Below are 11,269 nucleotides of genomic sequence, written 5' to 3' on the forward strand. Positions count from 1 at the left end.
ACCTGATCACCGTCCGGCGGTGAGGCGGTGCACGGCTGCGGGCAGGTGGCGCACGACGTCGGAGGCGATCAGCGGGCCGGACGCCGCGGCGAGCTGCCCGGCGCGGCCGTGCAGGTGCGCCCCGGCCGCAGCCGCCTCGACGGCGGGCAGCCCGGTGGCCAGCAGCGCACCGACCACGCCGCTGAGCACGTCGCCGGTGCCGGCGGTGGCCAGCCACGGCGTCCCGGTGCCGTTGACGAACACGGCGCCCTCGGCGTCGGCGACCACGGTCGCGTCGCCCTTCAGCAGCACGACGGCGCCGAGGTCGGCGGCCGCGGCCCGGGTGGCACCGACCCGGTCGGCCCCGAGGTCGAAGCCCAGGCGGGTGAACTCGCGGTCGTGCGGGGTGAGCACCGTCGGGGCGGTGCGGCCGCGCACCAGGTCCAGGTCGTCGGCGAGCAGGGTCAGCCCGTCGGCGTCGACCAGCACGGGCAGGTCCGAGCCGAGGACCTCGGTGAGCGTGCGGCGCGCCTCGTCGTCGGTGCCGCCGCCGGGGCCGACCACCCAGGCCTGCACCCGGCCGGCCTCGGCGGGCCGGCCGTCGGTCACGATCGCCTCCGGCCAGGCGGCGCGGACGGCGTCCGCCGCGGTGCCCGCGTAGCGCACCAGCCCGGGCCGGGTGCGCAGCGCGGCCCCGGTGCACAGCACACCGGCGCCCGGGTAGGTGGCGGAGCCCGCGTGCACGCCCACCACGCCCTGGGAGTACTTGTCGTCACCGGCGCCGGGGTCGGGCAGCCGCGCAGCCACGTCGGCGTCGGAGAACTGCCGGGCGGCCGGCGCGGACAGCTCCAGGCCCAGGTCGACCAGGTGCACGGTGCCGGCGTGCCCGCGGCCGGCCCCGACGACCAGGCCGAGCTTGACCGCGCCGAAGGTGACGGTGTGCTGGGCGGGGAACGCCTCGCCGTCGACCGCGCCGGTGTCGGCGTCGACCCCGCTGGGGACGTCGACGGCCACCAGCAGGCCCGGCCCGGCGACGGCCCGGGACACCGCCTCCGCCGCCGCCGGCCGCAGCCCGCCGCGGCCGCCGATGCCGGTGATGCCGTCCAGCACGAGGTCGGCGCGGTCCAGGCCGGCCGCGGAGGCGTCGGTGACCACCCGGCCACCGGCCCGGCGCAGCCCGTCCAGGCCCGCCGGGTGCGCCCGGTCGGGGTCCAGCAGCAGCGCGGTGACGGCGGCACCACGACCGGCCAGCGCCGCACCGGCCCACAGCGCGTCCCCCCCGTTGTTGCCCGCCCCGACCAGCAGCACCACCCGCAGGCCCACCGCCCGGCCGGTCAGCCGTAGGCAGGTGGTCGCCAGCCCCGTCGCGGCGCGCTGCATGAGCGCACCGTCCGGGGTCCGGGCCAGCACCGGCGCCTCGGCGGCCCGCACCTGGTCGGCCGTGTAGAGGCCGGTCACGACTCCCGCTCCGCGATCACCACGGCGGAGGCGATGCCCCCGTCGTGGCTCAGCGACACGTGCCAGGAGGTGACTCCCAGCTCCGCGGCCCGGGCGGCGACGGTGCCCCGCACGGCGAGCAGCGGGCGACCGTGCTCGCCGACGGTGACCTCGGCGTCGTGCCAGTGCAGGTCACCGGGTGCGCCCAGCGCCTTCGCGAGCGCCTCCTTGGCGGCGAAACGGGCGGCCAGGGACTCCCCCGTGCGCGGGGCCCCCGAGGGGGTCACCTGCTCGGCCGCGGTGAACAGCCGGTCGCGCAGGCCGGGGGTGCGGCGCAGCGACGCGGCGAACCGGTCGACCGGGCACACGTCGATGCCGACCCCGACGATCACCCGCCGGCTCCCTGTCGGCTGGCGGGCTCGGCGTGGATCAGGTGGGACGAGCACCGTGCATCCTCAGCCACCGACGTCAGCCGGGGAGGATGCACGGAGGTCGTCGGAGCTGATCCACGCCGCGCCGGGCGGCCCCTCACTCCACGGTGACGGACTTGGCCAGGTTGCGGGGCATGTCCACGTCCAGACCGCGGGTGTCGGCGATCTCGCAGGCCAGCACCTGCAGCGGCACCGTGGTGACGACGGGTGCGAGCAGGGTCGGCGTGCGCGGCACCCGGATGACGTGGTCGGCGTAGGGCAGCACGTCGTCGTCGCCGTCCTCGGCGATCACGATGGTGCGCGCCCCGCGGGCCCGGACCTCCTGGATGTTGGACACGACCTTGCCGTGCAGGGACTCCCGGCCGTGCGGCGACGGGGCGATGACGACCACCGGCGTCCCCTGGCCGATCAGCGCGATGGAGCCGTGCTTGAGCTCACCGGCGGCGAACCCCTCGGCGTGGATGTAGGCCAGCTCCTTCAGCTTCAGGGCCCCCTCCAGCGCGACGGGGTAGCCCACGTGCCGGCCCAGGAACAGCAGGGTCGACTCGGTGGCCAGCGACCGGCCCAGCTCGCGGACCTCGTCCATCCCGGACAGCACCTCGCGGACCTGGTCGGGCAGCTTGCGCAGCTCGGCGACCACCGCGGCCACCTCGTCCTCGTACTTCAGCCCGCGCACCTGGGCCAGGAACAGCCCGACCAGGTAGCAGGCCACCACCTGGGTGAGGAACCCCTTCGTGGAGGCGACGGCGACCTCGGGTCCGGCCCGGGTGTAGAGGACGGCGTCGGACTCGCGCGGGATGGTCGAGCCGTTGGCGTTGCAGATGGCCAGCACCCGGGCCTGCTGCTCCTTGGCGTGCCGCAGCGCCATGAGGGTGTCCATGGTCTCCCCGGACTGGGAGATGACCACGACCAGCGTGGAGCGGTCCAGCACCGGGTCGCGGTAGCGGAACTCGCTGGCCAGCTCCACCTCGACCGGGATGCGGGTCCAGTGCTCGATGGCGTACTTGGCGATGAGCCCGGCGTGGTAGGCGGTGCCGCAGGCGATGACGAAGACCTTGGTGATGCCGCGCAGGTCCTCGTCGGAGATGCGGACCTCGTCCAGCACGATCTCGCCGCGCTCACCCAGCCGGCCCAGCAGCGTGTCGGCGACGGCCTGCGGCTGCTCGTCGATCTCCTTGAGCATGAACCAGTCGTAGCCGGCCTTGCCCGCGGCCTCGGCCTCCCAGTCCACGGTGTAGGCGGTGGGCTCGACGTGGTTGCCGGCGAAGTCGGTGACGGTGACGCCGCGCGCGCGGTCGATCTCCACCACCTGGTCCTGGCCGAGCTCGAGGGCGTTGCGGGTGTGCCCGATGAAGGCCGCCACGTCCGAGCCCAGGAAGTACTCGCCGTCCCCGACCCCGGCGACCAGCGGGGAGTTGCGGCGGGAGGCCACCAGGGTGTTGGGCTCGGCGGCGTGGCTGGCGACCAGGGTGAAGGCACCCTCGAGCCGGCGGGACACCTGCCGCATCGCCTCGGCCAGCCGACCCTCGCCCTCGGGGAGGGTGGGGTAGACCGCGGCGAGCAGGTGCGCGACGACCTCGGTGTCGGTCTCGGAGGCGAACTCGACGCCGGTCGCCTCGACCTCGGTGCGCAGCGCCGCGAAGTTCTCGATGATCCCGTTGTGGATCACCGCGACCGTGCCGTCGGCGGACAGGTGCGGGTGGGCGTTGCGGTCGGTCGGGCCGCCGTGGGTGGCCCAGCGGGTGTGCCCGATGCCGATCGTGGCCGGCGGGAGCGCCTGGTCGGCGAGCTCCTTCTCCAGGTTGGCCACCTTGCCGGCCTTCTTGGCGGAGGACAGCTGCCCCTCGGCCAGGACGGCGACCCCGGCGGAGTCGTACCCGCGGTACTCCAACCGCCGCAGGCCCTCCAGGACGACGTCCAACGCGTTCTGGGGACCGACGTAGCCCACGATGCCGCACATGCGGTCGAGGCTACCGGTGGCCGGGCCCGTCCCGGCCCGGGGCGAGGAGCTCCTCCCCCGTCCGGGCGGGCTCAGACGGCCGCGACCACCTCGGCCAGGCGGTGCGCCACCGCATCCGCCTGCTCCTGGGTCGGGGCCTCGACCATGACCCGGACGAGCTGCTCGGTCCCGGAGGGCCGCAGCAGCACCCGACCTGCCGTACCCAGCTCCTCCTCCACCGCGTTGACCGCGCGGGCGACGTCGTCGCTCTCGCTGACCGCTATCCGGTCGGTCACGGGCACGTTGACGAGCACCTGCGGCAGCTTGCGGACGACGCCCGCGAGCTCGGCCAGCGACGACCCGGTGGCGGCCATCCGGCCCATGAGCATCAGCGCGGTCAGCAGACCGTCCCCGGTCGTGGCGTGCTCGAGGAACACCAGGTGCCCGCTCTGCTCGCCGCCCAGCGACAGCTCCCGGGCGCGCAGCGCCTCCAGGACGTAGCGGTCACCGACCGCCGTCGTCGCCACCTGCACCCCCGCCTCGCGCATCGCGTGGTGGAAGCCGAGGTTGCTCATGACCGTCGCAACGACCGTGTCCCCGCGCAGGCGGCCGGCCTCGTGGAGGGCCAGCGCGCAGATCGCGAGGATGCCGTCGCCGTCGACCACCGAGCCGTCGGCCGCGACGGCCAGGCAGCGGTCGGCGTCGCCGTCGTGCGCGACGCCGAGGTCGGCCGCGTGCTCGACGACGGCGGCCTGCAGGGGTCCCAGATGGGTCGAGCCCACCCCGTCGTTGATGTTCCACCCGTCGGGGGAGGCCCCGATGACGTGCACGGTGGCGCCGGCTCGGCGGTAGAGCTCCGGTGCGACGTGGCTCGCGGACCCGTGCGCGCAGTCGACGACGACGGTCAGACCCGCCAGGGAGTCGGGGACGGCGGACAGCAGGTGGTCCCGGTACCTGGAGACCGCGTCGGGCACGTCGACGACGCGTCCCACGTCCCGACCCTGGGGCCGGTGGCCGACGTCGCCGGCACGTCGGCTGTGGTCCGGGTGCAACGAGACCCCGCGCTCGACGGCGGCCTCGACCGCGTCGGGCAGCTTGTGCCCGCCGCGGGAGAACAGCTTGATGCCGTTGTCGGGCATCGGGTTGTGGCTCGCCGAGAGCATCACGCCCAGGTCGGCGTCCAGCGCGGCGGTGAGGTGGGCGACCGCCGGGGTGGGGAGCACCCCAACCCGCAGCACCTCCGCGCCGGCGCTGGTGAGACCGGCGATGACCGCGGCCTCGAGCATCTCCCCGCTCGCGCGGGGGTCGCGGCCGACGACCGCGACGGGACGGTGCGTCCCGTCGCGGTCGGCCAGCACGCCGGCGGCGGCACGTGCCACCGCGAGGGCCAACTCCGGCGTGAGGTCGGCGTTGGCCCGACCCCGGACGCCGTCGGTGCCGAAGAGGCGACCCACGGCAGACCCGGTCAGCGCTTGGAGTACTGGGGCGCCTTGCGGGCCTTCTTCAGCCCGTACTTCTTGCGCTCGGTGACGCGGGCGTCGCGGGTGAGGAAGCCGGCGCGCTTGAGGGCCGGACGGTCCTCGGGCTCGACCTCGATCAGCGCGCGGGCGATGGCCAGGCGCAGCGCACCGGCCTGCCCGGTGACGCCGCCGCCCTTGAGCAGGCCGACGACGTCGTAGGTCTCGCCCTTCTCGAGGATGACCAGGGGCTCACGGATGAGCTGCTGGTGCACCTTGTTGGGGAAGTAGTCCTCGAGGGTGCGGCCGTTGAGCCGGAACTGGCCGGTGCCGGGCAGCAGGCGCACCCGGACGATGGCCTCCTTGCGCCGGCCCACGGTCTGCACGGGGCGGCCGTCGGCGTCGGTCACGTTCTGCGCCGTCAGGGGCGTGCTCACTGGGACACCTGCTTGATCTCGTAGGTCTGGGGCTGCTGGGCGGCGTGCGGGTGCTCGGGCCCGGCGTAGACCTTGAGCTTGGAGAGCATCTGCCGGCCCAGCGAGTTGTGCGGCAGCATGCCCTTGACGGCGCGCTCGACGACCCGGTCGGGACGGGTCCTCAGCTCGTCGCCGACGTTGATGGCCTTGAGGCCACCCGGGTAGCCCGAGTGCCGGTAGGCGGTCTTCTCGTCGCGCTTGGAGCCGGTGAGGGCCACCTTGCCCGCGTTGATGACGACGACGAAGTCGCCGGCGTCGACGTGCGGTGCGAACTGCGGCTTGTGCTTGCCGCGCAGCAACTGCGCGGTCTGGCTGGCCAGTCGACCGAGCACCACGTCGGTGGCGTCGATGACGTGCCAGGCCCGGGTGATGTCACCGGGCTTGGGGGTGTACGTGCGCACGGGTATGCCCACTTCCTCGTCGTCGGGATGGCTGGCGGGTTCGCCTCACCGAGCACGGGAGACGTCGCGACGGCGCGCGGGCACCAGCCGACGGTGCGCGCCAGCGGACGACGATACCAGCCGGTCGGGGCCGGCCGGTCAGCCGTCGATGAGGTCCCGCTGCTGCGGGAGCAGGGTGTTCATCTGGGTGTAGTCGTCGGCGGCGGCCAGGCCCAGCACGTCGATGCTGGCCAGGTAGCTGCCGTAGCCGACGTAGCAGCGCTGGTAGAAGCTGTCGCCGCCGTTGTCGAAGGCGAAGCAGGGCGCCTCGGGGATGGCCGGCAGGTCGAACTCGGTGCCCCCGAACGCCGTCGCCTCCAGCTGGGCGAACCCGGTGTAGACCGCGTTGGTCTGCGCCGACGTCGGGAAGGTGTAGAGCGACACCGCGTAGTCCAGGCCGGCGTCCTCGTCGTAGCTGGTGCGGTAGTAGGCACCGGCGAACCCGTTGGCGGTGAGCAGCTGGCGCTCCACGACCGGGTCGATGGCCAACCGCAGGTACCCCTCGAGGTCGTAGGAACCGGTGAAGCGGGTGTTGTCCCCGGGGGTCTGCAGGGCGAACGGCGCCAGGCCGAGCGGGTCGGTGGGCAGGCCCGGGACCTGGTCCTGCGGGGTGGGCTGGAAGCCCTGCAGCAGGGTCAGCTGGTCGCTCATCTGCCGGGTGGCGAGGTCGGCACCGCCGCCGGCGGGCGCGTCGAGGTAGGCGTAGGCGAGCATCCGCCCGCTCGGCACCCACACCTGCACGGTCTCGGTCGGGGCGCCGGCGGAGTCCGAGCCGCCGGTCGACAGCGCGCCGGTCACCCCGAGGTCGGGCAGGTCCAGCGGCTCGTAGTCGCCGCTGCCCAGCTCCAGCGAGATGCCGTTGAGGGTCTGCGCGGCAGCCACGGCGGAGTCGGGGTCGCTCATCTCCGAGACCAGGACCAGCGTCGCGTTGTTGGCCGCGTCCTGCCCGCAGTTGCCCCAGGCGGCCACCATGCCCCAGCGGTCCAGCTCCTGGCCCACCCGGCCGTCGCCGAAGTACAGGCCGTCCACGCTGCTGCCCGACCCGAACGGGCCGCTGGGGAAGCAGGAGTCGGTGCGCTCCGGGCTGGTGGTGGCCACCAGGGAGGTGACGCCGGCGATGCGGCGCGCCTCGGCCCCGGTGCCCGGCCCGACGGCGGGGGCCGGGGTGACCTGCCCGGTGGGGGCGGCGCTGGTGGGGGCCGCCGGGCTGCTGGTGGTCGGCGTGGCCGACGTCGGGGCCGGGCTCGCGGTGCCCTCGACGGTGCTGGTGCACCCCGTCAACAAGGCGGTCGCGCCCAGCGCGACCACGGTCCTCCTCGCACAGCGGGCACCCAGCACGGCGGTGAGCCTACGAGGTGGGGTGCACCTCGCGCAGGACGCCGGTGGTCACGTCGTAGACCATGCCGCGCACGTCGTGCGAGACCAGGTAGGGCGTCGAGCGCAGGATCGCCATCGACTCCCGGACGTCGGCGTCCAGGTCGGCGAAGGTGCGGCCCACCCACGGCGGGCGGTGCCCCGTGGCCTGCTCGACGGTGTCGGCGAGGGCCTTGTCGTCGGTCTTCTGCATGCCGCAGTCGGTGTGGTGGACCAGCACGGTCTCGCGGGTGCCGAGCAGGTGCTGGGAGATGGTGAGCGACCGCAGCACGTCCTCGGTGACGATCCCGCCGGCGTTGCGGATCACGTGCGCGTCGCCGACCTCCAGCCCGAGCAGCGGGAACAGCGGCATGCGGGAGTCCATGCAGGCCACCACGGCGACCTTGCGGGCCGGCTGCACCGGACGCGACCCCGGGAAGCGCTGCGCCCACTCGGCGTTGGCCTCGAGCATTCGGTCGATCTCGGTCACGTCGCGCTCCTCGCTGGTCGGCAGCTGGTCCGGCGACGGCGAACCTAGCGCCGGGTCCCGGCTCCCGCACGCGGTCGGCGAGGATGTGCCGGTGAGCACAACCGCGAAGGTCCGCCGGACGGTCGAGGAGCACCGGGCAGCGGTGGCCGCGCTGCTCGCCGGCTGCTCGCCGGGCACCGAGGAGGTGCCGGTCGCGGCCGCGGCCGGCCGGGTGCTGGCCGAGGACGTGGTCGCAGCCGTCGGCCTGCCGGTCTTCACCAACTCGGCGATGGACGGCTACGCCGCCCGCTGGGCCGAGGTCGGCGCCGCCGCGGACGGGTCCCCGGTCCGGCTGCCGGTGGCCGAGGACGTCCCGGCCGGGCGCACCGACGTGCCCGCGCTGTCGCCGGGGACGGTCCATCGCATCATGACCGGCGCCCCGGTGCCCGAGGGTGCCGACGTCGTCGTGCCGGTCGAGGCCACCGACGGCGGCACCGACCAGGTCACGATCAGCTCCTCCCCCGCCGCCGGGTCCTTCCTGCGCCACGCCGGCGAGGACATCGCGCAGGGCTCGCTGGCGCTGCCCGCGGGCACCGTGCTCGGTCCGGCACAGCTGGGCCTGGCCGCCTCGGTCGGGCGGGCGTCGGTCGTCGTCGCGCGGCGGCCGCGGGTGCTGGTGCTGTCCACCGGCAGCGAGCTCGTCGCACCCGGCGAGCCCCTGCGCCCCGGGCAGATCCACGAGTCCAACTCCCTGGTGCTCGCCGCGGCCGTGGACGCGGCCGGCGGGGCCGCCCGGACGCTGCACTTCGTGCCCGACGACGTCGACCGGTTCCTGGCCACGGTCCGCGCCGAGCTCGCCGACGCCGACCTGCTGATCACCAGCGGCGGCGTGAGCATGGGCGCCTACGAGGTGGTCAAGGACGCCCTCGGCGGTCTGGGCACGGTGCAGTTCCTGTCCGTGGCGATGCAGCCCGGCGGGCCGCAGGGTGCCGGCACCGTGGACGGCGTCCCCGTGGTCACCCTGCCCGGCAACCCGGTGAGCTCCTTCGTGTCCTTCGAGGTCTTCGTCCGCCCGGCCCTGCGGGCCGCGCTGGGCGTGCCGCGGCCCGACCGGCTGCGGCTGCCCGCCCGGCTGGCCGGTCGCCTGACCTCGCCGCCGGGCAAGCGGCAGTTCCTGCGCGGCCGGCTGGACGGGGGCACGGTCGAGCTGGTCGGCGGTCCCGGGTCGCACCTGGTGGCGTCGCTGGCGCGCTCGGACGTGCTGGTGGTCGTCCCCGAGGAGGTCACCGAGCTGCCCGCCGGCAGCGAGGTCGAGGTCGTGCTGGTCGGAGGAGGAGAACGGTGAACGACGGATCCACCCGGGGTTTCACGCACCTGGACGCCGCGGGCGCGGCGCGGATGGTCGACGTCACCGCCAAGGAGGTGACCGCACGGGTGGCCACGGCCGCCGGCCGGGTGCTGGTCAGCCCCGAGGTGGTGGCCCTGCTGCGCGGCGAGGGCGTCCCCAAGGGCGACGCGGTCGCCGTGGCCCGGATCGCCGGGATCGCCGGCGCCAAGCGGACGCCGGACCTGGTGCCGCTGTGCCACCCGATCGCGCTGCACGGGGTGACCGTCGACCTGGAGGTCACCGACGACGCCGTGGAGATCACCGCGACGGCGCGCACCGCGGACCGCACCGGCGTGGAGATGGAGGCGTTGACGTCGGTCGCCGTCGCCGGGCTGACGGTCATCGACATGGTGAAGGCGGTCGACCCCCGCGCGGTGATCAGCGACGTCCGGCTGCTGGCGAAGTCCGGCGGCAAGAAGGGCGACTGGGTCCGGTGACCCTGCCCCCCGGCGCCCGCGCCGTCGTCGTCACCGCCTCCAACCGGGCCTCTGCCGGGGTCTACGAGGACCGCTCCGGCCAGGCCCTGGCCGCCGGGCTCCGCGAGCTCGGCTTCGCCGTCGAGGGCCCGCACGTGCACCCCGACGACGTCGACGTGCTCGCCGGTGCGCTGCGCGACGCCGTCGCCACGGGCGCCGACCTGGTGGTCACCACCGGCGGCACCGGGCTGACCCCCACCGACGTCACGCCCGAGGCCACCGCCCGGGTCATCGAGCGGGAGGCGCCCGGCATCGCCGACGCGGTGCGCCGGTACGGCCAGCCCGCCGTCCCCACCGCCGTGCTGTCCCGCGGTCTGGCCGGCACGGCGGGCCGCACCCTGCTGGTGAACCTGCCGGGCTCCACCGGCGGTGTGCGCGACGGCCTGGCCGTGCTCGCGCCGCTGCTGCCGCACGTGGTCAGCCAGCTACGGGGCGGGGATCACTGAATGCGCTGGGCACCCGCGTAGACGTTGCAGCCGTCCCCGCGCAGGAACCCGACCAGCGTGGTGCCGGTCGCCGCGGCGAGCTCCACGGCGAGCGAGCTCGGTGCCGACACCGCGGCCAGTACCGGGATGCCGGCCATCGCCGACTTCTGCATCAGCTCGAAGCTGGTGCGCCCGCTGACCATGAGCACGTGCCCGGCCAGCGGCAGCCGGCCACCGCACACGGCGTCGCCGACCACCTTGTCCACCGCGTTGTGCCGGCCGACGTCCTCGCGCACGCAGACCAGCTCGCCGTCGGCGGTGAACAGCCCGGCCGCGTGCAGCCCGCCGGTCTTCTCGAAGACCTCCTGCGCGGCGCGCAGCCGGTCGGGCAGCGACAGCAGCACGTCCAGGGGCAGCTGCACCGGGTCGGCGGCGACGTCGACGGTGGTGCGGGTGCGGATGGCGTCGATGCTGGCCTTGCCGCAGACCCCGCACGAGGACGTCGTGTAGAAGTTCCGGTCCAGCGCGGTGTCGGGCACCGGCACGCCGGGGGCGAGGTCGACGTCGACCACGTTGTAGGTGTTGCGGCCCTCGTCGTCGACCGAGTCGCAGTAGCGCAGCGCGGCGACGTCGGCCGGCGAGGTGATGACGCCCTCGGTGGCCAGGAACCCGTGCACCAGGTCGAAGTCGTGCCCCGGCGTCCGCATGGTCACCGCCAGCGGCTTCCCGTCCAGCCGGATCTCCAGCGGCTCCTCGCTGGCGACCGTGTCGGGCCGGGTGCTGCGGTGCGGCCCGCGGATGCGCAGCACCGGCGTCCGGGCGGTCACTCGTCCCACGGCGGCGACGGTACCCACCTACCGTCGCAGGCGTGCCCGCGCTGCCCGCCTACGCCGCCGTCGTCCTCGCCGGCGGCCGCGCGGCCCGGCTGGGCGGGCGGGCCAAGCCGCAGCTGGACGTCGGCGGGCGCACCATGCTCGCCGCGGTGCTCGCCGCGGTCGCC

The 11,269-nt window shown here is 75.0% G+C and carries 13 protein-coding genes; 4 read left to right on the top strand and 9 right to left on the bottom strand.

Features of this window, described 5'->3' with window-relative positions; translation table 11 throughout:
- Positions 1-6: 6 nt before the first annotated feature.
- From NH342_RS11555 to NH342_RS11590, 8 genes are all read right to left on the bottom strand, one after another.
- Positions 7-1,437 (bottom strand): NAD(P)H-hydrate dehydratase, encoded by a 1,431-nt coding sequence (locus tag NH342_RS11555; protein WP_253014977.1) that lies wholly within the window; start codon positions 1,435-1,437, stop codon positions 7-9.
- Entirely contained in the window at positions 1,434-1,808 is a 375-nt protein-coding gene (locus NH342_RS11560) for a holo-ACP synthase (protein WP_253014979.1), read from the bottom strand. The genes NH342_RS11555 and NH342_RS11560 overlap by 4 nt, the downstream gene beginning before the upstream one ends.
- A 136-nt stretch (positions 1,809-1,944) precedes the next feature.
- Complete coding sequence (gene glmS, locus NH342_RS11565; RefSeq protein WP_253014981.1) at positions 1,945-3,807, bottom strand: glutamine--fructose-6-phosphate transaminase (isomerizing); 1,863 nt, start codon at positions 3,805-3,807, stop codon at positions 1,945-1,947.
- Positions 3,808-3,878: 71 nt separating this feature from the next.
- Positions 3,879-5,240 carry a phosphoglucosamine mutase gene (glmM, locus tag NH342_RS11570; protein ID WP_253014983.1) on the bottom strand — a complete coding sequence of 454 codons (1,362 nt, stop codon included), beginning with the start codon at positions 5,238-5,240 and terminating at the stop codon, positions 3,879-3,881.
- Between the two features lie 11 nt (positions 5,241-5,251).
- Positions 5,252-5,653 carry a 30S ribosomal protein S9 gene (gene rpsI / locus NH342_RS11575; RefSeq protein WP_374209432.1) on the bottom strand — a complete coding sequence of 134 codons (402 nt, stop codon included), beginning with the start codon at positions 5,651-5,653 and terminating at the stop codon, positions 5,252-5,254.
- Positions 5,654-5,676: 23 nt separating this feature from the next.
- The gene (gene rplM / locus NH342_RS11580) at positions 5,677-6,120 is read right to left on the bottom strand and encodes a 50S ribosomal protein L13 (RefSeq protein WP_253014985.1); all 444 of its coding nucleotides are present in this window, start codon (positions 6,118-6,120) and stop codon (positions 5,677-5,679) included.
- A 138-nt stretch (positions 6,121-6,258) separates the two neighbouring features.
- A complete protein-coding gene (locus NH342_RS11585) occupies positions 6,259-7,467 on the bottom strand; it encodes a hypothetical protein (protein WP_253014987.1) in 1,209 nt (402 codons plus the stop codon).
- A 40-nt stretch (positions 7,468-7,507) separates the two neighbouring features.
- On the bottom strand, positions 7,508-8,002 hold the full coding sequence (locus NH342_RS11590) for a carbonic anhydrase (RefSeq protein ID WP_253014989.1): 495 nt from the start codon (positions 8,000-8,002) through the stop codon (positions 7,508-7,510).
- Positions 8,003-8,093: 91 nt separating this feature from the next.
- Here NH342_RS11590 and glp point away from each other — a divergent pair, with 91 nt between their 5' ends.
- The 3 genes from glp to NH342_RS11605 are packed head-to-tail and all read left to right on the top strand — an operon-like array spanning position 8,094 to position 10,290.
- Positions 8,094-9,326, top strand: coding sequence for a gephyrin-like molybdotransferase Glp (gene glp, locus NH342_RS11595; RefSeq protein WP_253014991.1), 1,233 nt, complete (start codon positions 8,094-8,096; stop codon positions 9,324-9,326).
- A complete protein-coding gene (moaC, locus tag NH342_RS11600; protein ID WP_308200643.1) occupies positions 9,323-9,805 on the top strand; it encodes a cyclic pyranopterin monophosphate synthase MoaC in 483 nt (160 codons plus the stop codon). The genes glp and moaC overlap by 4 nt, the downstream gene beginning before the upstream one ends.
- Positions 9,802-10,290 carry a molybdenum cofactor synthesis domain-containing protein gene (locus NH342_RS11605; protein ID WP_253014993.1) on the top strand — a complete coding sequence of 163 codons (489 nt, stop codon included), beginning with the start codon at positions 9,802-9,804 and terminating at the stop codon, positions 10,288-10,290. Before moaC ends, NH342_RS11605 begins: the two co-directional genes overlap by 4 nt.
- Here NH342_RS11605 and fdhD read toward each other — a convergent pair.
- The gene (gene fdhD / locus NH342_RS11610; RefSeq protein WP_253014995.1) at positions 10,284-11,105 is read right to left on the bottom strand and encodes a formate dehydrogenase accessory sulfurtransferase FdhD; all 822 of its coding nucleotides are present in this window, start codon (positions 11,103-11,105) and stop codon (positions 10,284-10,286) included. The two genes, NH342_RS11605 and fdhD, sit on opposite strands and share 7 nt — an antisense overlap.
- Before the next feature lie 32 nt (positions 11,106-11,137).
- Between fdhD and NH342_RS11615 the strand changes: the two genes are divergently transcribed.
- Positions 11,138-11,269 (top strand): NTP transferase domain-containing protein (locus NH342_RS11615; protein WP_253014999.1); only part of this gene is annotated, 132 nt, incomplete at its 3' end.

The organism is Klenkia sp. PcliD-1-E, assembly GCF_024124375.1.
Lineage (GTDB): Bacteria > Actinomycetota > Actinomycetes > Mycobacteriales > Geodermatophilaceae > Klenkia.

Coding starts and splice junctions, on each gene's coding strand:
- glmS (WP_253014981.1), bottom strand. CDS start 3,807: ATGTGCGGCATCGTGGGCTACGTCGGTCCCCAGAACGCGTTGGACGTC.